Here is a 24,695-nt window from a genome sequence, read left to right as displayed (position 1 = left end):
GTCGCCGCGAATGGCGCAAAACGCCGCTTCGATGCAGATGCAACGGCCGACCCACGCGGCCGCTTTGCGCGACCCTCAACCTCTATCTGGCTAGCTATTGACCATGCCCCTCTCCCCGGAACAGGACATTCTCGAGATCGCCCAGGACGCCTCGGTGCTCCGTTTTTCGCCGCAAGCCGGCGGCCGTCTGCTGTCGTGGACGATCGACGGCGAAGAGGTGATTCACTGGCCCGAGCACGCCGACTGGAGCGTGCCCGCGCGGATTCGCGGCGGCAATCCGCTGCTGTTTCCATTTCTCGGCCGTCATCGTGTCGACGGCAAGATCGGCTATTGGCGTGACGCGCGGGGCACCGTGCGCGAGCTGCCGATGCACGGCTTCGCGCGCGACCTGCCGTTCGAGCCTCACGCCGACGTGCATGGCGCCGGCCTGCGGATGGTTCTGACCGACAGTGAAGCGACCCGCGGCTCCTATCCGTTCGGCTTCCGCTTCGAGGCCGCCTACGAGCTCGTCGATCCGCGCACGCTCGACGTGACGCTGACCACCACCAATACCGGCGACGCGCGCCTGCCCTACTACGCCGGCCATCACTTCTACTTCACGCTGCCGCACACGCAGCGCGCGCAGGCGACGCTCGAACTGCCGCGCACCGAGCGGTGCCGTCAGCTCGAGGACGGCTCGATCAGCCCCGCCGAGCCGGGCGAAGCGAGCTACACGCTCGACGAAGACCGCATCTACGACCGCTTTCATTGCCTGACCGGCACGCCCGATCGACCGGTGAGGGTCGAGGCGCCGGGCATCGATCGCGTGATCACGATCGATCTGCAGCGGCCCGGCTCGGCGCCCTGGTACGCGGTGACGACGTGGACTGAAACGCCGCAGTCGGACTTTTACTGCGTGGAGCCGTGGCTCGGGTTGCCCGATGCGATCCACAACGGCCGAGGTTTGCGCTGGCTCGAGCCGGGACAAACCGAAACGGCGGCACTGCGCATTACCGTCGAGAAGACCAGCTGATACGCCGGCGCCGGCGGCGAGCCGCTCGAAGCGGCCGCCCGCCACTTCGCTCCCCTCGCCGGGGGGCGCAACACAAAACCGTTAGAATCGAACGCTTTGTCTGTCTGTGCCGCGTGATCGGGATCAGCGCGCGGCAGTGTTTTGCGAGGTCCAATGCTGGAAACGACAAGAATCAAACGACTCGGCTGCGCGGCATTGCTCGCGCTGCTCGCCGCGTGCGGGTCGGCGCCGGTGGGGCCGGGCTACTACCGGGTCGAACGGGGCGACACGCTGTCGAAAATCGCGCGCGGCAACCGGCAATCGGTGCAGAACATCGCACGCTGGAACAACCTGACCAATCCCGACCGCATCGAGGTCGGCCAGGTGCTGCGCGTCGCGCCGCCAGGCGGCGCGGCGTCGACGAGCGGCGCGATCCGCAGCGGCGGTGGCGATAGCAGCAGTGGCAGCGCGAGCGTGGCGGCCGCGCCGCGTCCTGCGCCCGCGGACACTGCGCCGGCGACCGCGCCCGCACCGATCTCGCTGGTATGGCCGGCCGACGGCACGGTGTTCCGCGGTTTCGACGGCGGCAACTCGAAGGGTATCGATATTGCCGCGGCGGCCGGCACGCCTATCGTCGCGGCGGCGCCTGGCACCGTCGTCTATGCGGGCAACGGTCTGCGCGGCTACGGCAATCTGCTGATCCTCAAGCACAACGCCGACTATCTGACCGCTTACGCGCATAACCGCGCGCTGTTGGTGAAGGAAGGCGAATCGGTCAAGCGCGGCCAGAAAATCGCCGAAATGGGCGACACCGATACCAATCGCGTGATGCTGCATTTCGAATTGCGCTACCAGGGCCGTTCGATCGATCCGTCGAAAGAACTGCCACCACGCTAGGCGACGGGCGCGAGAACCCGCCGTGCTATAAACGCTCAATTCGAAGCGGCGTGGCTGCGCGCCCCGCCCTTCGGTTATCTGCAAGGAATCTGAAATGAAAAGCCCATTGGCGCGCGTCGCGGCGGCTGCGACGATCAGTCTTGGCCTCCTGACGCTCGGCGGCCTCGGCGGCTGCTCGACCACGACCACGATGACCTATCTGCCGAGCGGCGACACCGGCTTCGCGATCAACTGCAGCGGCAGCGATGCCAGCACGAGCTGGGCCGAGTGCTACAAGCGCGCGGGCGAAACCTGCGGCAACTACGGGTACGACGTGGTTTCGAAAGACGTCGACAACGGCGCGACGGCGGGCGGCACGATCGGTGGGATTTTCGGCGCGAATGTGAAAAACCGTTCGATGGTCATCCGCTGCAAGCAGTAAAAGGCAGCGCGCCGTGCGGCACGCGTGGCCGCCGAGCGGCAGAGCGTCACCGCTTAGCGGCGTCGCCAGCGCCCGGAGCGCGGATCGATGCGCGCGGCGAAGCGCACCAGCAACGCGAGCGCGATTAGCCATACGCCGACAAAAATGATCACCCCGGTCATGACTCTCGCGCCGAAACAAATAATCCGCCATCATCGGCCGCACATGTGAATTCGCGGTGAAGATCGCTGCGGCAGGTTAAACATCCGCGTAAATCCATTCAAAAAAAAAGCCCGGCACGAGGCCGGGCTAACGGGGGTTCGGCGCATATCGGCAAAGGACCGGTTCACCATGCGCCAGAACGAAATCTAACAATCTGTATTTCCAAGCGCAATGCATTAATTTTGCGGCTAATGTTACACGGCGTACGGATTCCGCAATCCGTGAATCGGAAATGTCGGAATCAGACCGTCTTAATGCGCCGCAGCCGGGATACTCCACACGCCAAATCATTCAAACCAGGAATGTCGGAGTATCGCACCGGCTAATGTTCTTGGGCCATCGGCGGAAAGTCCCGCCAAACCAGCAGAGGAAAGACGTCTGGCCGAATAACACTAACTCATTCGGCAATAACGCCGCTTTGCCTTGCGAATATTAACTTGGTGCGCAAACGCACGTAACGCATCGATTAGTCGCGGCAACTCTTCCGAATAAGCGCCGATACGTTTTCACAACAAATTCGCGAATAGTGAAATCTTTAACATCGACAATTCCGCCGACAATATTGAAACCGCATTCAAACTCGTTTCAGTTTTGAATATTCGGACGATTAATGGCCGGTGCTGGTGGGCGGCACGCCTCGTGTGCCGCCGTCGTTGAATCCGCCGGCATCCAGGTTCAGAATCCGATTCAGTCAGCGCTGCATAAAAAAACCGCCCGGCACGTTGCGCAAGGCCGCCACGCGGCCCGCCGGTCCTTGCCAATAGTTTATAGTGACGGCCCCGTCCGACCCTGTCCACGATGACCTCCAACGACGCCTCCCAAAGCCCCCTTTATGCGAAGCTGCTCGGCGAAACCGCCAAGATCGGCTGGAGCGAACTCGAACGTTTTTTTGCGCGCGGCATACTGCTGCACGTCGCGCGCGACCTCGATCTCGTGAGCGTCGCCGAGGCAATCGCCAACGACGACACCACCCGGGTCGCCCAATGGTTGTCCTCCGGCCTCGTCGTGCGCGTTCAGGCGGAGACGGCCGCCGATTTCGCCGCGCGCGACCCCGAGCTGTGGGCCGTCGTCGTCTCTCCTTGGGTGTGCGTGCAGGAGCGCTCTTGAACGACGCGAGGACGCCCGATGCCGGTATGCCCGATGCCGGTACGCCCGATGCCGGTATGCCCCCCGCCGCGCGATCCGAACCCGCCGCACACCCAGCCAGCGCGCCCGCGCTGCCGGTGCGCTGGCATCGCCGGGTGCTCGCGCTCGCGTTCCCGATCGTCCTCGCGAATCTGACGCAACCGATCCTCGGTGCGGTCGACACCGCCGTCGCTGGTCATCTGGACAGCGCCTCTTACCTCGGCGGCGTCGCGCTCGGCGGGCTCTTCTTCAACTTCGTGTTCTGGGGCTTCGGCTTCCTGCGCATGAGCACGACCGGCCTCGTCGCGCAGGCGCACGGCGCGGGCCGCAGCGACGAGTTGCGCAACACCGTCGTGCGCGCACTGCTGATGGCGGCCGCGATCGGCGCAACGGTGCTGCTCGTGCAGCAACCGCTGATCGACTATGCGCTGCGGGCGATCGGCGGCAGCGACGCCGTGCAGCGGCACGCGCAGGCTTATTGCCACGCGCGCATCTGGGCCGCGCCGCTCGCGCTCGGCAACTACGTGATACTCGGCTGGCTGCTCGGCACGCAGCAGGTGCGGCTCGCATTGCTGTCGCAGGTCTTCATCAACAGCGTGAACATCGCCGCGGTGCTGCTGTACGTGTACGCGTTTCATTGGGGCGTGGCCGGCATCGGCGCGGCTACCGCGACCGCCGACGCGCTCGGCTTCGTGCTCGGGCTCGCCCTGCTATGGCACGGCAGGCCACGCGGCCTGCCCGCGCTGAATCGCGCCGCCTTGTTCGACGCCGCCGCGCTGAAGCGGCTCGTCGTGCTCAATCGCGACATCTTCGTGCGCACGCTGTGCCTGCTGTCGTCGTTCGGCTGGTTCGCGCATCTCGGCGCGCGGCAAGGCGACGCGACGCTCGCCGCGAACGCATTGCTACTCAATTTCCAGACCTTCATGGCGTACGGGCTCGACGGTTTCGCGCACGCGGCCGAGGCGCTGGTCGGCGCGGCGATCGGTGCGCGCGATCGTCACGCGTTCGCGCAGGCGGTCAAGGTCACCGCGCTGTGGTCGGCGCTCGGCGCGATCGGCTTCTCGTGCGTGTACTGGGGCGCGGGCGCGTGGATCATCGAGCGGCTGACCGATCAGGCCGCCGTGCGTGCCGCGGCCGAAACCTATCTGCCGTGGGCGGCGCTGTCGCCGGTCATTTCGGTGTGGGGCTTCCTGCTCGACGGCGTGTTCATCGGCGCGACGCGAACGCGCGAGCTGATGATGTCGATGGCGGTGTCGCTTGCGGTGTTCGTGGCGGCGTCGTCGGCATTGCTCGCGTGGCACGGCAATCACGGGCTGTGGATCGCGCTGCTGATCTTCATGGCCACGCGTGGCGCAACGCTCGCGCGTTACCTGCCGGGCGTGTCGCGGGGGCTTGCGGCTGCCTAGCGCGGTGCGCTGGGCACCGTTGGCTATTCGGCGGACGACAGACCGTTACGGCTTGAAACAAGCGCATACATATCGCATAACGAGCGCGTCCTGGAATGCTCTCAGCCCGTGCTCTCCGCGCGAACCGTCGGCACGGGTCAGAAGTGCCGGCGTGCCCGCGCCGGTGCTTCGCTTTCCCCGCCCTTTCCCGCTCGTTTTCACTTCAACGAGCGCTCACTGCGCGACGGGCGCGGGCACCATCGCGGGCGGCCGATCGTCGGTGGGCACGCCGTGGTAGTCGGCGGGATCATGTGGTGGGCTGCCGCGATGCGCGGACGGATGGTCCGCACAGCCGGCGACGCCGGCGCACAACAGCAAGGCAAGAGTCAGAACGCGAGTCATTTTGCAATCGTCTCCGGGACAAAGCGATGGCGGACGTCCGCCGGCGCGCCGAGAGTCTAACCGCAAAGCACGTTCGGCGACGCCATCACACACCTTGTGCGTCGCCCGTTCCAGTTCGTGAGATTTCGCCGGACCTGCGCTACTATGGGTTCATGGCTGAACCTACCGGGAGACTGCCATGGACGGTGAATCGATCGCGGGCCTGATCGGGCTCGCAATAGGCCTGATCGTGCTGGTGGCGTTGTCGATTTTCGAATCGCGGGCCTACCGGCGTGAACACGACGGCGAGGGCATGCTGCATCACTGGACGCATCAGCATCTACATATGCCGCATTGGAGGCGTCCAAGGCATTGAGCGGGTGATCTTCGACTCGGACCGAATGGCCTCTGGCCGCGGCACCGGCATGTCACGGTGTGTCAGTCGCGCGTCCGCTCGATGACGCGTTGACCGGCGTTGCGGCGCCTGCGCGCCTCGAGGTCCGCTGGACGTGCGCAACGCCTTTCCGGTTCTTTGGGCATACCTACATCGAACGACGACGATTCCTGCGTCGCTCTCTCCTTCTGCGCTCTCGTCCAAGGCCTCACTGCATCGAGCTTAACGGGTGATGGGCACATGCCTTGCTGGTTCCGATCCAGCAACAGACGCGCGACACGCGCGTCGATTGTCGCGGCGCGCGCGCCAAACCAGCGTGAAGATGCGGCCAGCGATTTCGCGGCCCCCTCAAAAAGGAGAACGCCATGACCGTCGGAACCATCCTGCTAATCGTGCTCATCCTGCTGCTGATCGGCGCGTTGCCAAGCTGGCCGTATAGCAGCGGCTGGGGCTATCGGCCGACTGGACTCGTCGGCATCGTGCTGATCATCGTGATCGTTCTGCTGTTGATGGGGCGTATATAGCCCACCGCGAGGCCGGCGCGAGCCCGCTACGGTGAACGTCGTTGCCCGTGCGGTTGGTGCCGCCAAGGGATTGACGCTCCTGCCCGCACCCCCTATACTCTCGGATTCGTCGGAGCGTAGCGCAGCCTGGTAGCGCATCTGATTTGGGATCAGAGGGTCGTAGGTTCGAATCCTATCGCTCCGACCACGAAAAGCAGGTCGAAACCCGCGAAGCCTCCGGCTTCGCGGGTTTTTGCTTTTTTGGCTCGCGTTCACGTGGACGCCGACAGCCGCCCCGTCAGGGACTCGCCTTGCAAATCATCACCCGCGCATGCGACAGTGCTTGGGCAGGTATCTCGCTGCGAAGACGCGCAAGCCCGCCGCAACGCCATCCCAAGCCGCTCAAAAAGGAGACTCCCATGGACCTGATCCTCTGGCGTCACGCCGAAGCAGAAGATGTCGCCGCGAGCGATCTCTCCCGCGCGCTCACCACGCGCGGCCGCAAGCAGGCGCAGAACGCCGCGAAATGGCTGCGCGCCCGTTTGCCCGACGATGCGGTCATACTCGCGAGCCCCGCCGTGCGCACCATCCAGACCGCCGAGACGTTGAGCGACCAGTACCGCGTCGTGCGCGAACTCGCGCCGAACGCGAGCGCGAACGACGTCCTGGAAGCGGCCGGCTGGCCCGGCGGCATCGCGCAAACCGTGGTGATCGTCGGCCATCAACCGACGCTCGGCCACGTCGCCGCGCAACTGCTCGGCGACAGCCGCGCGAGCTGGCCACTGAAAAAAGCCGGCATCTGGTGGATCGAGAGCCGCGAGCGCAACGGCGAAGATGAGGCGGTGTTGCGCGCCGCCATCAGCCCCGATCTGATCTGAGCCCGCGTGTCGCGCGACACCTCCGACATTACAGGCACCCACGCGAAGGCTTACGGGCAGTCATCCAATCGTCACGGCTTTGCCATGCGAGCGTCACCGCGCGTTACTACATTGGCGAAAAAAGAAATCCTCACTCTTTTCGACCAGGACAGCCAATGCGAGAACTGCCGACGCCCACCCTGCCCTTCGCCTCGCTTTTCGAACCGCGCCGTCTGCCGCGCGCCGAGGAAACGGTCACCGCGCAGCATCGCCTGCAAGTGTCGTGGGCGCGTACCGACGAAGAGCTGCGTGAAGCGCAGCGTCTACGCTATCGCGTCTTCGCCGACGAAATGGGCGCACGCCTCAGCGGCCCCGCGGGCCTCGACGTCGATACCTTCGATTCGTACTGCGACCATTTGCTGGTACGCGATCTCGACACGTTGAAAGTAGTCGGCACGTATCGCGCCCTGCCGCCGCATCAGGCCGCGCGCATCGGCCGTCTATATGCGGAAAGCGAGTTCGACGTGTCGCGTCTCACGCATCTGCGCGCGAAGATGGTCGAGGTCGGCCGCTCGTGCGTGCATCCGGACTATCGCAGCGGCTCGGTGATCATGTCGCTATGGGCCGGGCTCGCCGCGTACATGAAGCACAACGGCTACGAGACGATGCTCGGCTGCGCGAGCGTCGCGATGGCCGACGGCGGCCACTATGCGGCGAACCTGTATTGCTCGCTGCGCGACAACGCGCTGACCGCGCCCGAATATCGCGCATTCCCGCATACGCCGCTGCCGGTCGACGAACTGCAGACGGGTGCCGCCGTCGCGCCGCCCCCGCTCGTGAAGGGCTACTTGCGTCTCGGCGCGAAGATTTGCGGCGCACCGGCGTGGGACCCCGACTTCAATACCGCGGATTTCCTGACGCTGTTCCGTCTGTCCGATATCAACGCGCGCTATGCGCGGCACTTCCTCGGCGATGCGTTGCCGCGATAAGCTGCGCCGAGATACGAAAAAGCCCTGCATTTGCAGGGCTTTTTTTGTTCATGCACACGCCGCGAATCGACGCGTGCGTCGATCCGCATCGCGTCAATCGTCCGTATAAACGACACGGTACGGAATCCCGACTTTCTCCCACTCCGCCGCCTCCTGGATCAGGCTGTAATCCGTCAACGGATTGTTGGCGACCCACTCGTTCGGCAAACGCACCTCGTAACCGCCGTTCGCCTGAGCAACCGTGATGCCCGGCAGGCCGACGTCCGCGCGCCGACGGCACAGCAACGCCGCGAGCCGCAGACAGAACAGCAGCGGCCATTCGACGTCGCGCGTCTGCGACAGCTTGCCGAGCTTGCCCGCGTGGCCGAGCACGAGCGCGGCGAGGCGCGCCTGGTCGGTACGCGAAAAGCCCGGCATGTCGGCATTGCTCGCGATATAAGCCGAGTGTTTGTGATACGCGCTATGCGAGATCGACAGGCCGATTTCGTGTAGCGACGCCGCCCAGCCGATGAACATGCGGTTTTCCGCGCGGCGTTCCTCGTCCGGTTCGACGAACTGGTCGTAGAAGCTCGTCGACAGATCGCCGATGCGCCCCGCCTGCGGGCGATCGACGCCATAGCGGCGCATGAAGCCCTCGACCGTCACCGTACGCATGTCCTCGTGCTGCGAACGGCCGAGCAGGTCGTACATGACGCCGAGGCGCAGCGCGCCGTCGGTGGTGTCGACATAGTCGACGCCCAGTTCGTCGAACACCGCGATCATGATCGACAGGCCGCCCGCGAGCACCGGCACGCGGTCGCTCTTCAGCGCAGTCAGTTTCAGCCGGTTGACGTTTTCGGCCTTGATCAGCGCGCGCTTGAGCCGCTCGAGGCCGCCGCGCGAAATGCCGTGGGTGACGCCCGCATCGTTGAAATTGTTCGCTTCCACCAGTTCGGCGAGCGCGCGCGCGGTGCCCGACGAGCCGATCGCCTGCTCCCAGCCGGTCTTCCTGTATTCGGCGGAAATGATCTGGATTTCGCGGCGCGCGGCGAGCTCGGCCTGGCGCATCGTGTACTCGTCGACGTTGCCGGCCGGGAAAAACCCGCGGCTATGGCTCACGCAGCCGATATACAAGCTCTCCATCATGATCGGCGTGTAGTGCGAGCCGATGATGAATTCCGTCGAGCCACCGCCGATATCGACGACGAGCCGCTTGCCCGCGCTCGCCGGCACCGAGTGCGCGGCGCCCGCATAAATCAGGCGCGCTTCCTCGCGCCCGGCGATCACTTCGATCGGAAAACCGAGCGCGGCCTGCGCTTCGCCGAGAAATTCGCCCGCATTCTTCGCGATGCGCAGCGTATTGGTCGCGACCGCGCGCACGTGGTCCGGATGAAAATCGCGCAACCGCTCGCCGAAGCGCTTCAGCGCATCCCAGCCACGCACCTGCGATGCGCGATCGAGCATCTTGTCGCTCGATAGCCCGGCCGCGAGCCGCACCGGCTCGCGCAAGGCGTCGACCTGATAGATCTGGCTGCCCGCGTCGGTTTCCTCGACCCGGCCCACGATGAGCCGGAAGCTGTTCGAACCGAGATCGACGGCGGCGAGGAGATGTGGAATATTGACCATCGGGTAAGCGTACTCCATGCGCGCGAGCGCCGCGGCTGCGGCCGAGGGCGTGGCGGCGGACTCCGGCAGCGCCACGCGCCTGCCCGGCGCCTTCGGCGCATGGTGCGCGTCGCGGCCAGCCGCACTGTTCAAAGACGCCATTCTAAGCGTAGCAGCCTTCACGGTGTCACCTCGCGGCGCAGGGAGTTCGGTATCGTCGCATAGGTAGCGCGTCATATTGACGGCAGACGACGATTGCGGCATAAAATCTTAAAAACATCGCCGATGTCATCAGGACGTCACCAAACCGTGAGAATTTCCGAGCGTCTTTCCGTCTCCATTTCAGACATTCCAATCTCGCCGCCGATGTCCATCCGCTATCCCCTGTTGAATCGCGAGCTGGGCATTCTGGGTTTCAACGAGCGTGTGTTGGCGCAAGCCGCCGATCCCGCCGTCCCCTTGCTCGAACGTCTCCGCTTTATCTGCATCACCAGTAGCAACCTCGACGAATTTTTCGAAGTCCGCATGGCCGGGCTTCAGGAACAGATGGGCGACAACCCCGGCGCATTGTCGCCCGACGGCATGTCGCTGCTTCATATGTACGACCTCGTGGTCGAACGTGCGCAAAAGCTTGTGCATCGCCAGTACACGATGCTGCACGACACGGTGCTCACCGCGCTCGAACAGGAAGGCATCTATTTCCACGGCAACGAAGCCTGGAGCGACGCGCAGACCGAATGGGCGCGCAACTACTTCTTCAACGAACTGCTGCCGGTGCTCACGCCGATCGGTCTCGACCCCGCGCATCCGTTTCCGCGCGTGCTGAACAAGAGCCTGAACTTCGTCGTCGAGCTCGAGGGCAAGGACGCGTTCGGCCGTCAGGCGATGATGGGCATCGTGCAGGCGCCGCGCGCGCTGCCGCGACTCGTGCGCATGCCGCAGGAGCTGTCGGGTTATCCGCATGGCTTCGTGCTGCTGAGCTCGCTGCTCCAACACTTTGTCGGCGAGCTGTTTCCGAATCTCCTCGTGCGCAGCTGCAATCAGTTTCGCATCACGCGCAACAGCGAGCTGTTCGTCGACGAAGACGAAATCACCAATCTGCGCGTAGCGTTGCAGGGCGAACTGCCGGCGCGGCATCTGGGCAATGCGGTGCGGCTCGAAGTGTCGGCGGAAACGCCCACGCATGTGGTGCGGCGCCTGCTCGACGAAAGCGCTCTGTCGAACAAGGACTGCTACTACGTGAACGGCCCCGTCAATCTGGTGCGGCTGATGCAGCTGCCCGAGATGGTCGACCGGCCCGATCTGAAGTTCGTGCCACATATTCCGTCGACGCCGAGGCAGATCGCCAACAGCACGAGCATGTTCGACGTGATCGATCAGGGCGACGTGCTGCTGCATCATCCGTACGAGAGCTTCCAGCCGGTGCTCGAGCTGCTGTTGCAGGCGGCCAAGGACCCGAACGTGGTCGCGATCAAGCAGACCATCTATCGGACCGGCACCGACTCGCCGCTGATGGATGCGCTGATGCAGGCCGCGCGCAACGGCAAGGAAGTCACGGTGGTCGTCGAGCTGCTCGCGCGCTTCGACGAGGAAACCAACATCAACTGGGCCTCGCAGCTCGAAGCGGTCGGCGCGCACGTGGTCTACGGCGTAGTCGGCCACAAGTGCCACGCGAAGATGATGCTGATCGTGCGACGCGTGTCGGCGGGCGGCAAGGCGAGCCTGAAGCGCTACGTGCACCTCGGCACGGGCAACTATCACCCGCGCACCGCGCGCCTCTATACCGATTTCGGTCTGATGACCGCCGATCAGAAGATCTGCGAGGACGTGCACCATGTGTTCCAGCAGCTCACCGGCATCGGCGGCGAGCTGAAGCTGCACGAGCTGTGGCAGTCGCCGTTCACGCTGCATCCGAAGCTCGTCGACGCGATCCGCAAGGAAGCCGAGCATGCGCGCGCGGGCAGGAAGGCGCGCATCGTCGCGAAGATGAACGCATTGCTCGAGCCGACGGTGATCGCGGAGCTGTACGAAGCATCGCAGGCCGGCGTGAAGATCGATCTGATCGTGCGCGGCGTGTGCTCGCTGCAGCCGGGCGTGCAAGGGCTCTCCGAGAACATCACGGTGCGCTCGATCGTCGGGCGCTTTCTCGAACACCATCGCATCTACTACTTCTACGACGGCGGCAAGGAACAGGTCTATCTGTCGAGCGCCGACTGGATGGATCGCAATCTGTTCCGGCGCGTCGAAGTCGCATTCCCGGTCAACAACCGGCGACTGAAGCGGCGCGTGATCGCGGAAGGGCTGTCGGCGTTTCTCGGCGACAACCAGTCGGCCTGGTTGATGCAGAGCGACGGTCACTATCGCCGGCGCCGGCCGGGCAAGGCGTCGCGCAATGCGCAGATGAGTCTGCTCGGCAAGTTCTGTTCGTAGTCGTCCGCGTTTCGGGCGCTCGCCGCGACGGCGGGCACCCGACGATCCGCGCGCATAAAAAAACCGCCTTTTTCAGGCGGTTTTTTTATGCGTCGACCAGTCGTACGACTGCCGCGTTCAAACCTGTGCGGTTTGACAGCGCGCCGTCCGATACACCGGAAAGCGCACCGTGAACGTGCTGCCGCGCCCTTCTTCGCTCTTCACGTCGAGTTGCGCATCGTGCCGTTGCAGTACGTGCTTGACGATCGCGAGACCGAGCCCGGTGCCGCCCGTGTCGCGCGAACGGCTGCGATCGACGCGATAGAAGCGCTCGGTGAGCCGCGGGATATCGGCGGCCGGAATGCCGAGGCCGCTATCGGTGACCGAGAACACCGCATGGCCACCCTGCGCACGCCAATTAACCTTGATCGAGCCGCCGTCCGGCGTGTAGCGGATCGCGTTCGTCACCAGATTGCCGAATGCGCTGAAAATCTCGGTTTCGACGCCGGTGACGGTCAGCGCTTCGTCGGCATCGAAGACGATCTTGTGATGATCGCTGGACAGGCTCTGCGCGTCGTCATGCAGATGCCGCAACACCGCGCGCATGTCGATCATCTGGTCGCTCGGCGGCTTGTTGTCGCCTTCGAGCTTCGCGAGCACGAGCAGATCGCTGACGATATGACGCATGCGCGACGCCTGCTGCTCCATCAGCTCGAGATAACGCGCGCGCTCGGCTTCGCCCAACGGCAGCTCGCGCATCGTCTCGAGAAAGCCGGACAACACGGTGAGCGGCGTTTTCAATTCGTGCGACACGTTGGCGACGAAGTCACGCCGCATCGCATCGGTGCGCTCGAGCTCGGTGATGTCCTGCGACAGCACGAGCTTGCGATTGTCGCCGTAAGGAAACACCTGCACCGACAGCACGTTCTGGCGCTTGTCGCCCATGCCGCGCATGATCAGCATTTCCTCGTACCGATGCGAATTCAGATAGCGCACGAAATCCGGATGACGCACCAGATGCGTGATGTGCTGACGCAGATCGCGCTTCGCATCGAGCCCAAAGTGGCTTTCGGAAATCGCGTTGCACCACTCGATCTGATCATGATCGTCGAGCATCGCGACACCGTTAGGCGACGCCTGGATCGCCTGGATGAAACGCGAATGCTGCTGCTCGACCTGGCGCACCTGGGCATGCCAGCGCTTCGCGAGCTTGTGCAGACGGTAGTAGATTTCGCCCCAGATGCCGGGGGCGCTCGGCACTTCGCCGTACACCGGCGCGTCGAGCAGACGCCACAGACGCTGCTTGTGGAAGGTACTGAAGACACTCTGTACCAGCAGCAGGACGATGGCGAGAGCGAGCCCTGCCTTGACGTTCAGCAGTGCGCCGACCACCGCGCACAGAACAGCAAGCAGCACGACCGACACAATGGAGCGCGCCCAGATGATGTTCATGGTCTAGCGATCGAAGAGAAAATACAGCGCAGGAGGGAGGTACGGCGGCACAGCGCCGTGCAATGCAGCGCGCCGCCGACGGCTATCAGGCGCTCTTCGCCAGCCGGTAACCGCTGCCGCGTACCGTTTCAATCATAGCATCGCACCCGGCCGGCTTGAGTGCCGCGCGCAGACGCTTGATATGCACGTCGACGGTCCGCTCTTCGACGAACACGTGATCGCCCCACACCTGATCGAGCAGTTGCGTGCGGCTGTGCACGCGCTCCGGGTGAGTCATGAAGAAGTGCAGCAGACGGAATTCGGTCGGGCCGAGATCGAGCTTGATCTCACTGCCTTCCGCATGCGCGGCGACGCGGTGCGTGGCCGGATCGAGCTTCAGGCCGTTGATTGCGACCACGTCTTCGGTCAGCTGCGGCGCGCGGCGGCGCAGCACCGCCTTGATGCGCGCCATCAGTTCCTTCGGCGAGAACGGCTTCGTCACGTAGTCGTCGGCGCCGATCTCGAGGCCGAGCACCTTGTCCTGCTCGTCGCCTCGCGCGGTCAGCATGATGATCGGGATATGCTTCGTACGCTCGTTGTTGCGCAGATCGCGCGCGAACGAAATACCCGATTTACCCGGCAACATCCAGTCGAGCAGCACGAGATCGGGCAGTACGTCGCTGATCAGGTTGTGCGCCTGCTCCGCGTTGTACGCGCGAATCGGGCAGTGCCCGGCGTGTTGAAGATTGACCGAAATCAGTTCGGAAATGGCGGGCTCATCTTCAATGACGAGAATGCTGCTGGGCATCGGCACCTCTGTTCCTTATCTCTGGATTAGCTGAGCGCTTCGCGTTCGAGCGTGTCGCGCGACTGGTGCCGCACGTCGGTACCCTTGACGATGTAGATGATGAATTCCGCGATGTTCTTCGCGTGGTCGCCGATCCGCTCGATTGCCTTGGCGATGAACAGGAAGTCGAGGCCCACCGAGATCGAACGCGGATCTTCGGTCATATACGAAATCAGCTTGCGAACGAACGCGCGGAATTCCTCGTCGATCGCCTTGTCGTCGCGCACGATCTGCGCGGCGGCGACCGTGTCCAGACGCGCGAACGCGTCCAGCGCACGGCGCAGGATCGACACGGCCATTTCGCCCGACAGCTTGATCTCGGCGATGTTGATGGTGCGCGATGCGCCGTCTTCCATCAGACGCTTGGTGCGCTTCGCGATCTTTTCGGCTTCGTCGCCGGCGCGCTCGAGGTTCGTGATGGTCTTCGAGATCGCGATCAGCAGGCGCAGATCGCGCGCGGCCGGCTGACGGCGCGCGATGATGTTGCTGCACTCTTCGTCGATCTCGACTTCCATCTTGTTCAGACGGTCTTCGGCGACGATCACCTGCTCGGCGATGTCGAGGTCGAATTCGTTGAGCGCCTGCATCGCGTTGACGATCTGCGATTCGACGAGGCCGCCCATTTCGAGCACCTTCGACGAAACGAGGTTGAGGTCTGCGTCGAACTGGCTGGACAGATGTTTATCGGACATGTCGTACTCCGTTGTATTGCCCGGCGGATTAGCCGAAGCGGCCAGTGATGTAGTCCTCGGTTTCCTTGCGGACCGGCTTGATGAAGATCTTTTCGGTGTCGCCGAATTCGATCAGTTCGCCGAGGTACATATAGGCAGTGTAGTCCGAACAGCGGGCCGCCTGCTGCATGTTGTGCGTGACGATCACCACCGTGTAGTCGCTCTTGAGTTCAGCGATCAGCTCTTCGATACGGCCCGTCGAAATCGGGTCGAGCGCCGAGCAGGGCTCGTCGAGCAGCAGCACTTCGGGGCGAATTGCAATACCGCGCGCGATGCACAGACGCTGCTGCTGGCCGCCCGACAAACCGTAGCCGCTCTGGCCGAGCTTGTCCTTCACTTCGTTCCACAGCGCCGCCTTGGTCAGCGCCCATTCGACGCGGTCGTCCATTTCCGAGCGCGACAGCTTCTCGAACATCTTCACGCCGAAAGCGATGTTGTCGTAGATCGACATCGGGAACGGCGTCGGCTTCTGGAACACCATGCCGATGCGCGCGCGCAGCAGCGAAATGTCCTGGCGCGTGGTCAGCAGGTTTTCGCCGTCCATCACGATCTCGCCTTCCGCGCGCTGCTCCGGATAGAGCGCGTACATCTTGTTGAAGGTACGCAGCAGCGTGGACTTGCCGCAGCCCGACGGGCCGATGAACGCGGTCACCTTGCCTTCGGGAATCTGCAGATTGACGTTCTTCAGCGCGTGATACTTGCCGTAGAAGAAGTTGAGATCCTTGACCTCGATCTTCGGACGCGACGGGGTTTGCGCTTGAGCGTTGTGTTCGGGGTCGGAGCCCGCGGGCGCGGCTGCGTGCCCGATCGGATTGAGTTGGGTTTCTGCCATGTTCATCGGATTCACTCCGCCCTTACTTGTTCGAGAAGATCGTGCGCGCGAGGACGTTCAGTCCCAGCACCGCGAGCGTGATCAGAAAGACGCCGGCCCACGCGAGCGATTGCCACTGCGCGAACGGGCTCATCGCAAACTTGTAGATCGTGACCGGCAGGTTCGCGACCGGCTGACCCATATCGACCGAGAAGAACTGGTTCGACAAAGCGGTGAAGAGCAGCGGCGCGGTTTCGCCGGCAATTCGCGCGACACCGAGCAGCACACCGGTGACGATGCCCGCGATCGACGCCTTCAGCGTGATCGACAGCACCATCTTCCACTTCGGCGTGCCGAGCGCGAACGCGGCTTCACGCATCGCATTCGGCACGAGCTTCAGCATGTTTTCGGTCGTGCGAATCACGATCGGAATCTGCAGCAGCGCCAGTGAGAGCACGCCGGCCCAGCCGCTGAAGTGGCCCATCTTCACGACGACGAGCGCGTAGACGAACAGACCGATGACGATCGACGGCGCCGACAGCAGGATGTCGTTGATGAAGCGCGTGAGGTTCGCGAGCCAGCCTTTCTGGCCGTATTCGGCGAGATAGACGCCCGCCATGATGCCGATCGGCGTGCCGACGAAGGTCGCGAGCCCGACCAGCAACAGGCTGCCGACGATCGCGTTGGCGAGACCGCCGCCATCGGTGTTCGGCGGCGGCGTCGACTGCGTGAACAGCTCGACCGACAGACCACCGATACCGAGACGCAGCGTCGTATAGAGAATCCACACGAGCCACAGCAGGCCGAACGCCATCGCCGCGAGCGACAGCGTCAGCGCAAGCGCGTTGGTCATGCGACGGCGCCCTTGCAGACGCACGCGCATCGTTTCGAGCGTCGCGGCGTCCTTCAGACCCGGCATGTTCAGGGACGGCCCGCTCATTTCGCGCCCTCCCCTTTCTCGAGACGCAGCAGCATGATTTTCGAAATCGCCAGCACGATGAATGTAATCACGAACAGGATCAGGCCGAGCTCCATCAGCGCCGACGTATGCAGGCCCGGCTCCGCTTCCGCGAACTCGTTGGCGAGCGCCGACGTGATGCTGTTGCCCGGCGAAAACAGCGAAATATTGTCGAGCAGGTTGGTGTTGCCGATGACGAACGTGACCGCCATCGTCTCACCCAGCGCGCGGCCGAGGCCGAGCATGATGCCGCCGATCACACCGCTCTTGGTGAACGGCAGCACGATCTTCCACATCACTTCCCACGTCGTGCAGCCGATACCGTACGCCGATTCCTTCAGCAGCACCGGCGTCACTTCGAACACGTCGCGCATCACCGCTGCGATGTACGGGATGATCATGATCGCAAGGATCACCCCCGCGCACAGAATGCCGATGCCGATCGGCGGACCGGCGAACAGCGCGCCGACGATCGGAATGCCGCCGAGCACCGCGCCTAGCGGCTTCTGGAACCACACCGCGAAGATCGGCGCGAACACGAGCAGACCCCACATGCCGTACACGATCGACGGAATCGCGGCGAGCAGCTCGATCGCGATGCCGAGCGGCCGGCGCAGCCACGCGGGCGACAGTTCGGTCAGAAATAGCGCGATACCGAAGCTGACGGGCACCGCGATGAGCAGAGCGATGATCGACGTCGCGAGAGTGCCGTAGATCGGCACGAGCGCGCCGAATTGGTTGCTGGGTGGATCCCACACCGCCGTCCACAGGAACGCGAGACCGAACTCGCGAATCGACGGCATCGAGGCGACGATCAGCGACACGATGATGCCGCCGAGCAGCAGCAGCGTGACGATGGCGGAAAGGCGTGCGAGGCCGCCGAAGATCACATCGCCCGAGCGGCCAGGCGCTTTCTGCTGCGACGCGCTGCCAGGCGGAGTGGCCCGGCTCGTGCCGGATGCAAAATGAATATCGGACATGAGAGCCTGAGGGACCTGTTTCCAGTTGCCGGACGACACATGTCGGGCGGTCGGTGATGCATGCGGCGCATGCCGCGTGAAAGTCACAGGCCGTCCTCGCACGAGGACGGCCGGGGTGCTACAGGGCGCGGCCCAGATCGACCGCGCCAGCTTACGCCTGTTACTCGGCGAGCGTCTTGCCTGCCGAATCCTTGATCTTCTGCTTCCACTGCGTGCGGATTTCCGAGACGACCGACTGCGGCAGCGAGATGTAGTCCAGATCGTTCGCAGCCTGGCCGCCGTTCTTGAACGCCCAGTCGAAGAACTTCAGCGTTTCCGCGCCTTGCGGTGCCTTGTCCTGCGTCGTGTGCAGCAGCACGAACGTCGCGCCGACGATCGGCCATGCGTTCTTGCCCGGCTCGTTCGTCAGGATCTGATAGAACGACTTCGACCAGTCGGCGCCAGCCGCCGCTGCCTTGAACGTGTCGGTCTCCGGCTGAACCACCGCGCCGGATTCGTTCTTCATCGCGACGTAGTTCATGTGGTTCTGCTTCGCGTACGCCCATTCGACGTAACCGATCGCGCCCGGCAGACGCTGCACGAAAGCCGCGACGCCGTCGTTGCCCTTGCCGCCCGTGCCGGTCGGCCAGTTGACCGTCGCACCTTCACCGACCTTCGTCTTCCATTCCGGGTTGACCTTCGACAGGTAGTTCGTCCAGATGAAGCTGGTGCCCGAACCGTCGGCGCGGCGCACCACGGCGATGTCCAGATCCGGCAGCTTGACCTTCGGGTTCAGCGCGACGATTGCCGGGTCGTTCCACTTCTTGATCTTGCCCAGGTAGATGTCGCCGAGCACTTCACCCGACAGCACCAGTTCGCCCGGCTTGACGCCCGGCACGTTGACTGCCGGCACCACGCCGCCGACCACCGTCGGGAACTGGAAGAGGCCCGCCTTCGCGAGTTCGTCGTCCTTCAGCGGAGCGTCCGACCCTGCGAAATCGACGGTCTTCGCCTCGATCTGCTTGATGCCGCCCGAAGAACCGATGCCTTGGTAGTTAACCTTGCCGCCGCCGGTCTTCTGATAAGTGTCGGCCCACTTCGTGTAAATCGGTGCCGCGAACGTGCTGCCCGCGCCGGTGATGTCTGCGGCTTGCGCTGCGATTGCGAAGAGCGCGCCAGCGACGCCAGCGAACACGGTTTGCATCAATTTCATGAGACCTCCAAGGGGGTGTGAGCGTGTGGTGTGAGCGTGAAACTCGAACACCGCGAAGCTTAGGGTCTCTTTATGACAAAAACGTGACTGATAATGAATCAGATGTGACAGTAATATTACCCCGTGAAAGGTGCCGAAGCCGCCGAATTGCCGCTGTGCCGATGCCCGTTGCATCGCATTTTTCGAGGTAGACGAAAAAGATGGGGCGCGAACGTTTGCGCTGCGCGCGGAGGTCGTTTTTGTGCGGGATGTGCCGTCCTTTTGGCGACTGCGCAGTAGGGATTCGATGGGGTGAGGAATGAGTCTTCGTTGGGTGCGAAAGAGTCCGACGGCCCAGTTTATGGAGTCCGCTGAATCTTCTGCCTGCGACGCTCAGGCAGGCGGCAAGCGGCCGCCACCGCCCGCCGTCGACTCGGGAATCGATCAGGCCGTCGCTAGCCGCACGGCTTCGGCAATCGCTTCAGAATGCTCGAGCGCGTCCGCGACGTTCTGCGCCTCCACCATCACGCGCAGTACCGGCTCGGTGCCCGACGCGCGGATCAGCACGCGGCCGCGGCCGTCGAGCGCGCCTTCGGCCACCTTGATCGCACTGCGGATCGTCTCGCTGCCCTTCCAGTCCGAGCCGGGCTTCATACGCACGTTGATCAGCTTCTGCGGAAACAGGGTGACACCGTCGAGCAGATCCGTGAGCGATTTGCCGCTGCGCTGCATCGCCGCCAGCACGAGCAGAGCGGACACGATGCCGTCGCCGGTCGAATGGCGATCGAGTGACAGAATGTGGCCCGAACCTTCGGCGCCGAGCTGCCAGCCGTGCTCGCGAAGCTGTTCGAGCACATAGCGGTCGCCGACCGCGGCGCGCACGAACTTGACGCCGGCATTCTGCAGTGCGACCTCCACGGCCATGTTGGTCATCAGCGTGCCGACCGCTCCTTCCACCTGGCCGGCGGTCGCGATACGGTCCTTGACCAGCACGTACAACAGCTCGTCGCCGTTGAAAAGGCGGCCGGACTCGTCGACGACCTGCAGACGGTCGGCGTCGCCATCGAGCGCGATACCGAGGTCCGCGTGGTTCGCGCGCACCGCGCGAACCAGCGCATCCGGCGCGGTCGCGCCGACGCCGTCGTTGATATTGAAGCCGTTCGGCGAGACGCCGATCGGGATCACTTCCGCGCCGAGCTCATGGAACACGTGCGGCGCGACGTCGTACGCGGCGCCATGCGCGCAATCGACGACGAGCTTCATGCCCCGCAGGTCGTACGCGGCCGGGAATGTGCTCTTGCAGAACTCGATGTAGCGGCCACCTGCGTCATCGAGACGGCGCGCTTTGCCCAGTTGCTCGGAGGCCGCGCACGCGAGCGGCAGTTCGAGCTGCTCCTCGATCTGCGCCTCGACGTCGTCCGGCAGCTTGTTGCCGTCGGCCGAGAAGAACTTGATGCCGTTGTCGTAGTACGGGTTGTGCGATGCGCTGATCACGACACCCGCGGCAAGCCGCAGTGCGCGCGTCAGATAGGCGATGCCGGGTGTCGGCATCGGGCCGGCCAGCATCACGTCGACGCCGGCGGCCGAGAAGCCCGATTCGAGCGCGGCTTCGAGCATGTAGCCCGACACCCGCGTGTCCTTGCCGATCAGCACGGTCGGACGGGTGCCTGTTTTCGCCCATTGATCGGCGCCCGCGAGCACCTTGCCGGCCGCATAGCCGAGCCGCAACACGAATTCCGGCGTGATCGGGCCTTCGCCGACCTTGCCCCGAATGCCGTCCGTTCCGAAGTAACGACGTGCCATGTTTGTTCTCCCTGTCCGTGGCTGCGGGTTCAACCGTGCGCGCGGCTCTGCTTGTCCGCGTCGCGCAGGGTTGCCCATACTTTCAATGCATCGACTGTTTGCGCGACGTCGTGTACGCGCAGAATCGCGGCGCCCCGTTCGGCCGCGCACACCGCCGCGGCGATGCTGCCGGCCACGCGCTCCGGCGCCGGCCGCCCCGTCACCGCGCCAACCATCGACTTGCGCGACATGCCCGCAAGAATCGGATACGGCGAAGCGGCGCGCGGGGCCGTGTCGCGCAGATGCGCGAGCAGCGCGTAGTTATGCTCGACGACGACCTTGCCGAAGCCGAAACCCGGATCGACGCTGATGCGCTCGCGCGCAATTCCGGCCTGCTGCAACGTCGCGACACGCTCCTCGAGGAAGTGGCGCACTTCGCCGACGACGTCGTCATAGTGCGGCTCGCCCAGCTGCATGGTCTGCGGCTCACCTAGCATATGCATGACACAAAGGCCGCAGTCGCTGTCGCGCACCGCGTCGATCGCGCCGGGCATGCGGAAGCCCCAGATGTCGTTGATCAGGTCGGCGCCCGCGTTCAACGCATGACGCATCACTTCCGGCTTGTACGTATCAACCGACAATGGCACGTTCGCGCCACACAGTTGCTCGACGAGCGGTAACACGCGCTCCAGCTCTTCGTCGAGCGGCACCGGCGGCGCGCCAGGACGCGTCGATTCCCCGCCGATATCGATGATATCCGCGCCCTCGAGCATCATGCGCTCGGCCTGGCGCAGCGCATCGCCGCGCGTCGCGAACTTGCCGCCATCGGAAAAGGAATCGGGAGTGACGTTCAGGATGCCCATGACCAACGGGCGTTCGAACGTCAGCTTGAAGCGGCCACACTGCAGCGGCTCTGGAAGGGGTGCGGAAGAAGAATCGACTTTCGACACGTAGCAATGCTTCACTTGGAACGGATAAATGCAAAACGGGCCGGTGTGTAGCACACCGGCCCGCACTTTCTACTGGCTGCCGATCAGGCCGGCGCGGTTGCGCTGCCCGGCTTGACTTCGGTGCCCGGGCTGCCGCCCGACGAGGCGTCGCTTGCCGACGGCGGCGAGCTCTTCGGCGAACGCGGCGGACGGCCTGCCATGATGTCGTTGATCTGATCGGCGTCGATCGTCTCCCACTCCATCAGTGCGGCGGTCATCGCTTCGACCTTGTCGCGGTTCTCTTCGAGCAGGCGCCGTGCGAGATTGTACTGCTCGTCCAGCACATGACGGATTTCCGCGTCGACCTTCTGCTGCGTCGCTTCCGAAATGGTCCGCGTGAAGCCTCGGCCGAACGGCGAAGCGTCGTTCTCGTCGTCGACATAGACCATCGGTCCGAGCGCATCCGTCATGCCGAAGCGGGCAACCATTGCGCGAGCCGTCTGCGTCGCCTTGTTGAAGTCGTCCGACGCACCGGTGCTGATCAGGTTCAGGAACAGCTCCTCCGCGACGCGGCCACCGAACAGGATGGCAAGACGGTCGAGCAGATATTCCTTCGAGTACGTTTCGTTGTCATGCTCCGGCAACTGCCATGTGACGCCCAGCGCACGGCCGCGCGGAATGATCGTAACCTTGTGCACCGGATCGGCCTTCGGCAACAGCTTCGCGATCACCGCGTGACCCGATTCGTGATACGCGGTAGCACGCTTCGATTCTTCGCGGATCACAGCCGACTTACGCTCCGGACCCATGAAGATCTTGTCCTTCGCGTCCTCGAAGTCCGTCATTTCGACGATGCGCTTGCCGCGGCGCGCCGCGAACAGTGCTGCTTCGTTGACGAGGTTTGCGAGATCTGCGCCCGAGAAACCCGGCGTGCCGCGCGCGATCACTGCCGCATCGACGTCGTTCGAGATCGGCACCTTGCGCAGGTGCACCTTCATGATGTGCTCGCGGCCGCGAATATCGGGCAGACCCACGTACACCTGACGGTCGAAACGGCCCGGACGCAACAGCGCCTTGTCGAGCACATCCGAACGGTTCGTCGCGGCGATCACGATGACGCCCGAGTTCGCCTCGAAGCCGTCCATTTCGACGAGCATCTGGTTCAACGTCTGTTCGCGCTCGTCGTTACCGCCGCCCATGCCGGCGCCTCGATGACGGCCGACCGCGTCGATTTCGTCGATGAACACGATACACGGCGCGTGCTTCTTGGCCTGCTCGAACATGTCGCGCACGCGAGCCGCGCCGACGCCGACGAACATTTCCACGAAATCTGAACCTGAAATGCTGAAGAACGGCACCTTCGCCTCGCCGGCGATGGCACGCGCGAGCAGCGTCTTACCGGTTCCCGGCGGGCCAACGAGCAGCACGCCGCGCGGAATACGACCACCGAGCTTCTGGAATTTCTGCGGATCGCGCAGGAAGTCGACGAGTTCCGATACTTCTTCCTTGGCTTCGTCGCAACCGGCGACGTCGGTGAAATTGATTGCGTTGTTGTTCTCGTCGATCAGCCGCGCGCGCGACTTGCCAAACGAGAAGGCCCCGCCTTTGCCGCCCCCCTGCATCTGTCGCATCATGTAAAACCAGAAACCGATGATCAGGATCGTCGGCCCCAGGTAATACAGCACGGACATCAGTGCATTGGGTTCGTCGTCAGCCTTGCCGCTCACCTGTACGCCATACTTCATCAGATCGCCGACCATCCAGATGTCGCCGGGCGACACGATCTGGTACTTCTGGCCGTCTGCTGGAGTGACCGTGAGGTTCCGCCCCTGGACAATGACGTTCTTGACTTTGCCGTTCTTCGCGTCGTCCATGAACTGCGAATAGGAAACGCCTTCCTGGACACGGGGCTTGTCGAACTGCTTGAACACCGTAAACAGCACCAGTGCGATCACCAGCCACACTGCTGCTTTCGAAAACATATTGTTGTTCAAAGCACCACTCCTTCACTTAGACGGGCGCCTACATTTGCCTTGCGGCTCCACAAAAGCATTCTAATCCAGTCCGCAGACCCCTGCCATAACGTTTCACTACCACGGAAATAGGGTAGCGGGCCGGCTTGACGCCCGTCTCCGGACGCATCGGGCTCATTATTGGCAGAGATGGAACCGGCTCGCCGCATCCCTATGCGGGACGCTTCAGATGCTTACCCAAAATAAATGTTTCTGACGATTTATCCCGCGACGCCTTCGGCTTGCGGGCCGCCACCACCTTGAATTGGCGTTTGAACTTTTCGACAATCTGACTATATCCGCTGCCGTGAAAGCATTTGACTAAAAGGGCACCATCCGGCTTCAGGTGATTTTGCGCGAATTCGAGCGCGAGATCGCATAAATGCTCGATCCGCGCCGCATCTGCGATCGCCACGCCCGACAGGTTGGGTGCCATATCCGAAATTACAAGGTCTACCTGGCGCGCACCGACCAATTCTTCGAGCTGGACCAGCACCGAGTCTTCGCGGAAATCGCCCTGGATGAAGTGCACGTCGGCCACCGGCTCCATTGGCAGAATGTCCAAAGCGATGATCGTGCCGTCGATGCCACCTTCGCGCTCCGCGTTGCGCTGCGAGCCGCCCGCGAGCTTGTTGCGCACGTACTGGCTCCAGCTGCCCGGCGAGGAACCGAGATCGACGATCACCTGCCCGGGACGGATCAGCTTGTCCTGCTCGTCGATTTCCTTGAGTTTGTAGGCCGCGCGGGCGCGATAACCTTCCCGCTGCGCCATTTTGACGTACGGATCGTTGATGTGGTCGTGCAGCCACGCGGTATTGAATTTGTTTTTTGCCATTAAGATTTAACTATTGCTGCGTCGGGTCGCGCTTTAGGGGATAATACGCGGTTAATTCGCGCGGCCCCCGC

Annotated in this window: 23 protein-coding genes and 1 tRNA gene; 11 read left to right on the top strand and 13 right to left on the bottom strand. The window is 63.6% G+C overall.

Annotated features, from left to right (window positions below):
- The first annotated feature begins 103 nt into the window (after positions 1 to 103).
- The 5 genes from HDG37_RS12775 to HDG37_RS12755 all read left to right on the top strand — a co-directional run bounded on the left by HDG37_RS12775 (position 104) and on the right by HDG37_RS12755 (position 5,041).
- On the top strand, positions 104 to 1,012 hold the full coding sequence (locus tag HDG37_RS12775) for an aldose epimerase (protein ID WP_184047736.1): 909 nt from the start codon (positions 104 to 106) through the stop codon (positions 1,010 to 1,012).
- A gap of 153 nt (positions 1,013 to 1,165) precedes the next feature.
- On the top strand, positions 1,166 to 1,888 hold the full coding sequence (locus HDG37_RS12770) for a peptidoglycan DD-metalloendopeptidase family protein (RefSeq protein WP_184047733.1): 723 nt from the start codon (positions 1,166 to 1,168) through the stop codon (positions 1,886 to 1,888).
- A 94-nt stretch (positions 1,889 to 1,982) separates the two neighbouring features.
- Positions 1,983 to 2,309 carry a hypothetical protein gene (locus HDG37_RS12765; RefSeq protein WP_184047731.1) on the top strand — a complete coding sequence of 109 codons (327 nt, stop codon included), beginning with the start codon at positions 1,983 to 1,985 and terminating at the stop codon, positions 2,307 to 2,309.
- Between the two features lie 999 nt (positions 2,310 to 3,308).
- A complete protein-coding gene (locus HDG37_RS12760) occupies positions 3,309 to 3,617 on the top strand; it encodes a DUF2288 domain-containing protein (protein WP_184047728.1) in 309 nt (102 codons plus the stop codon).
- Between the two features lie 56 nt (positions 3,618 to 3,673).
- Positions 3,674 to 5,041, top strand: coding sequence for an MATE family efflux transporter (locus HDG37_RS12755; protein ID WP_184048129.1), 1,368 nt, complete (start codon positions 3,674 to 3,676; stop codon positions 5,039 to 5,041).
- A gap of 213 nt (positions 5,042 to 5,254) precedes the next feature.
- On the opposite strand, the gene HDG37_RS12750 is transcribed toward HDG37_RS12755, so the two are convergent.
- Entirely contained in the window at positions 5,255 to 5,422 is a 168-nt protein-coding gene (locus HDG37_RS12750) for a hypothetical protein (protein WP_184047725.1), read from the bottom strand.
- Between the two features lie 178 nt (positions 5,423 to 5,600).
- Here HDG37_RS12750 and HDG37_RS12745 point away from each other — a divergent pair, with 178 nt between their 5' ends.
- The 5 genes from HDG37_RS12745 to HDG37_RS12725 all read left to right on the top strand — a co-directional run bounded on the left by HDG37_RS12745 (position 5,601) and on the right by HDG37_RS12725 (position 8,144).
- Positions 5,601 to 5,777: a hypothetical protein gene (locus HDG37_RS12745; protein ID WP_018421224.1), complete on the top strand. Its 177-nt coding sequence runs from the start codon at positions 5,601 to 5,603 to the stop codon at positions 5,775 to 5,777.
- Positions 5,778 to 6,160: 383 nt separating this feature from the next.
- A complete protein-coding gene (locus HDG37_RS12740) occupies positions 6,161 to 6,319 on the top strand; it encodes a DUF3309 family protein (protein WP_184047722.1) in 159 nt (52 codons plus the stop codon).
- 110 nt (positions 6,320 to 6,429) lie between these two features.
- A tRNA-Pro gene (locus tag HDG37_RS12735) sits at positions 6,430 to 6,506 on the top strand.
- Positions 6,507 to 6,717: 211 nt separating this feature from the next.
- The gene (locus tag HDG37_RS12730; RefSeq protein WP_018421227.1) at positions 6,718 to 7,176 is read left to right on the top strand and encodes a histidine phosphatase family protein; all 459 of its coding nucleotides are present in this window, start codon (positions 6,718 to 6,720) and stop codon (positions 7,174 to 7,176) included.
- Between the two features lie 155 nt (positions 7,177 to 7,331).
- Positions 7,332 to 8,144 (top strand): GNAT family N-acetyltransferase, encoded by an 813-nt coding sequence (locus HDG37_RS12725; protein ID WP_184047719.1) that lies wholly within the window; start codon positions 7,332 to 7,334, stop codon positions 8,142 to 8,144.
- Between the two features lie 93 nt (positions 8,145 to 8,237).
- Here the strand turns inward: HDG37_RS12725 and ppx are convergent, their stop codons facing one another.
- Positions 8,238 to 9,890 (bottom strand): exopolyphosphatase, encoded by a 1,653-nt coding sequence (ppx, locus tag HDG37_RS12720; RefSeq protein WP_184047716.1) that lies wholly within the window; start codon positions 9,888 to 9,890, stop codon positions 8,238 to 8,240.
- A 204-nt stretch (positions 9,891 to 10,094) separates the two neighbouring features.
- Between ppx and ppk1 the strand changes: the two genes are divergently transcribed.
- Positions 10,095 to 12,158: a polyphosphate kinase 1 gene (gene ppk1, locus HDG37_RS12715; RefSeq protein WP_184048125.1), complete on the top strand. Its 2,064-nt coding sequence runs from the start codon at positions 10,095 to 10,097 to the stop codon at positions 12,156 to 12,158.
- Between the two features lie 117 nt (positions 12,159 to 12,275).
- Here ppk1 and phoR read toward each other — a convergent pair whose 3' ends face one another.
- The 11 genes from phoR to HDG37_RS12660 all read right to left on the bottom strand — a co-directional run bounded on the left by phoR (position 12,276) and on the right by HDG37_RS12660 (position 24,624).
- Complete coding sequence (gene phoR / locus HDG37_RS12710) at positions 12,276 to 13,589, bottom strand: phosphate regulon sensor histidine kinase PhoR (protein WP_184047713.1); 1,314 nt, start codon at positions 13,587 to 13,589, stop codon at positions 12,276 to 12,278.
- A gap of 85 nt (positions 13,590 to 13,674) precedes the next feature.
- On the bottom strand, positions 13,675 to 14,376 hold the full coding sequence (gene phoB, locus HDG37_RS12705) for a phosphate regulon transcriptional regulator PhoB (protein ID WP_008922879.1): 702 nt from the start codon (positions 14,374 to 14,376) through the stop codon (positions 13,675 to 13,677).
- 26 nt (positions 14,377 to 14,402) lie between these two features.
- On the bottom strand, positions 14,403 to 15,107 hold the full coding sequence (phoU, locus tag HDG37_RS12700; RefSeq protein ID WP_184028343.1) for a phosphate signaling complex protein PhoU: 705 nt from the start codon (positions 15,105 to 15,107) through the stop codon (positions 14,403 to 14,405).
- A 28-nt stretch (positions 15,108 to 15,135) separates the two neighbouring features.
- Entirely contained in the window at positions 15,136 to 15,984 is an 849-nt protein-coding gene (gene pstB / locus HDG37_RS12695; RefSeq protein WP_184047710.1) for a phosphate ABC transporter ATP-binding protein PstB, read from the bottom strand.
- A gap of 16 nt (positions 15,985 to 16,000) precedes the next feature.
- A complete protein-coding gene (pstA, locus tag HDG37_RS12690) occupies positions 16,001 to 16,897 on the bottom strand; it encodes a phosphate ABC transporter permease PstA (protein ID WP_090801102.1) in 897 nt (298 codons plus the stop codon).
- Complete coding sequence (gene pstC / locus HDG37_RS12685; protein WP_184047707.1) at positions 16,894 to 17,895, bottom strand: phosphate ABC transporter permease PstC; 1,002 nt, start codon at positions 17,893 to 17,895, stop codon at positions 16,894 to 16,896. Before pstC ends, pstA begins: the two co-directional genes overlap by 4 nt.
- A 160-nt stretch (positions 17,896 to 18,055) precedes the next feature.
- Entirely contained in the window at positions 18,056 to 19,087 is a 1,032-nt protein-coding gene (gene pstS, locus HDG37_RS12680) for a phosphate ABC transporter substrate-binding protein PstS (RefSeq protein ID WP_184047704.1), read from the bottom strand.
- 423 nt (positions 19,088 to 19,510) lie between these two features.
- Entirely contained in the window at positions 19,511 to 20,869 is a 1,359-nt protein-coding gene (glmM, locus tag HDG37_RS12675) for a phosphoglucosamine mutase (RefSeq protein ID WP_184047701.1), read from the bottom strand.
- Positions 20,870 to 20,898: 29 nt separating this feature from the next.
- The gene (folP, locus tag HDG37_RS12670) at positions 20,899 to 21,711 is read right to left on the bottom strand and encodes a dihydropteroate synthase (RefSeq protein ID WP_184048122.1); all 813 of its coding nucleotides are present in this window, start codon (positions 21,709 to 21,711) and stop codon (positions 20,899 to 20,901) included.
- Positions 21,712 to 21,881: 170 nt separating this feature from the next.
- Positions 21,882 to 23,771, bottom strand: coding sequence for an ATP-dependent zinc metalloprotease FtsH (ftsH, locus tag HDG37_RS12665; RefSeq protein ID WP_018421239.1), 1,890 nt, complete (start codon positions 23,769 to 23,771; stop codon positions 21,882 to 21,884).
- A 190-nt stretch (positions 23,772 to 23,961) separates the two neighbouring features.
- Positions 23,962 to 24,624 (bottom strand): RlmE family RNA methyltransferase, encoded by a 663-nt coding sequence (locus tag HDG37_RS12660; protein ID WP_184028328.1) that lies wholly within the window; start codon positions 24,622 to 24,624, stop codon positions 23,962 to 23,964.
- Positions 24,625 to 24,695: the final 71 nt, after the last annotated feature.

The sequence above is a fragment of the Paraburkholderia sp. MM5384-R2 genome (assembly GCF_014201025.1).
GTDB lineage: Bacteria > Pseudomonadota > Gammaproteobacteria > Burkholderiales > Burkholderiaceae > Paraburkholderia > Paraburkholderia tuberum.
The sequence above is the reverse complement of the archived record's forward strand: the minus strand, read 5'-3'. Positions and strand labels throughout refer to the sequence as shown.

Excerpts from the sequence above, each read along its gene's own strand:
- HDG37_RS12775 (WP_184047736.1), top strand. The coding sequence starts at position 104 with ATGCCCCTCTCCCCGGAACAGGACATTCTCGAGATCGCCCAGGACGCC.
- HDG37_RS12770 (WP_184047733.1), top strand. The coding sequence starts at position 1,166 with ATGCTGGAAACGACAAGAATCAAACGACTCGGCTGCGCGGCATTGCTC.
- HDG37_RS12765 (WP_184047731.1), top strand. The coding sequence starts at position 1,983 with ATGAAAAGCCCATTGGCGCGCGTCGCGGCGGCTGCGACGATCAGTCTT.
- HDG37_RS12760 (WP_184047728.1), top strand. The coding sequence starts at position 3,309 with ATGACCTCCAACGACGCCTCCCAAAGCCCCCTTTATGCGAAGCTGCTC.
- HDG37_RS12755 (WP_184048129.1), top strand. The coding sequence starts at position 3,674 with ATGCCCCCCGCCGCGCGATCCGAACCCGCCGCACACCCAGCCAGCGCG.
- HDG37_RS12750 (WP_184047725.1), bottom strand. The coding sequence starts at position 5,422 with ATGACTCGCGTTCTGACTCTTGCCTTGCTGTTGTGCGCCGGCGTCGCC.
- HDG37_RS12745 (WP_018421224.1), top strand. The coding sequence starts at position 5,601 with ATGGACGGTGAATCGATCGCGGGCCTGATCGGGCTCGCAATAGGCCTG.
- HDG37_RS12740 (WP_184047722.1), top strand. The coding sequence starts at position 6,161 with ATGACCGTCGGAACCATCCTGCTAATCGTGCTCATCCTGCTGCTGATC.
- HDG37_RS12730 (WP_018421227.1), top strand. The coding sequence starts at position 6,718 with ATGGACCTGATCCTCTGGCGTCACGCCGAAGCAGAAGATGTCGCCGCG.
- HDG37_RS12725 (WP_184047719.1), top strand. The coding sequence starts at position 7,332 with ATGCGAGAACTGCCGACGCCCACCCTGCCCTTCGCCTCGCTTTTCGAA.
- ppx (WP_184047716.1), bottom strand. The coding sequence starts at position 9,890 with ATGGCGTCTTTGAACAGTGCGGCTGGCCGCGACGCGCACCATGCGCCG.
- ppk1 (WP_184048125.1), top strand. The coding sequence starts at position 10,095 with ATGTCCATCCGCTATCCCCTGTTGAATCGCGAGCTGGGCATTCTGGGT.
- phoR (WP_184047713.1), bottom strand. The coding sequence starts at position 13,589 with ATGAACATCATCTGGGCGCGCTCCATTGTGTCGGTCGTGCTGCTTGCT.
- phoB (WP_008922879.1), bottom strand. The coding sequence starts at position 14,376 with ATGCCCAGCAGCATTCTCGTCATTGAAGATGAGCCCGCCATTTCCGAA.
- phoU (WP_184028343.1), bottom strand. The coding sequence starts at position 15,107 with ATGTCCGATAAACATCTGTCCAGCCAGTTCGACGCAGACCTCAACCTC.
- pstB (WP_184047710.1), bottom strand. The coding sequence starts at position 15,984 with ATGAACATGGCAGAAACCCAACTCAATCCGATCGGGCACGCAGCCGCG.
- pstA (WP_090801102.1), bottom strand. The coding sequence starts at position 16,897 with ATGAGCGGGCCGTCCCTGAACATGCCGGGTCTGAAGGACGCCGCGACG.
- pstC (WP_184047707.1), bottom strand. The coding sequence starts at position 17,895 with ATGTCCGATATTCATTTTGCATCCGGCACGAGCCGGGCCACTCCGCCT.
- pstS (WP_184047704.1), bottom strand. The coding sequence starts at position 19,087 with ATGAAATTGATGCAAACCGTGTTCGCTGGCGTCGCTGGCGCGCTCTTC.
- glmM (WP_184047701.1), bottom strand. The coding sequence starts at position 20,869 with ATGGCACGTCGTTACTTCGGAACGGACGGCATTCGGGGCAAGGTCGGC.
- folP (WP_184048122.1), bottom strand. The coding sequence starts at position 21,711 with ATGGGCATCCTGAACGTCACTCCCGATTCCTTTTCCGATGGCGGCAAG.
- HDG37_RS12660 (WP_184028328.1), bottom strand. The coding sequence starts at position 24,624 with ATGGCAAAAAACAAATTCAATACCGCGTGGCTGCACGACCACATCAAC.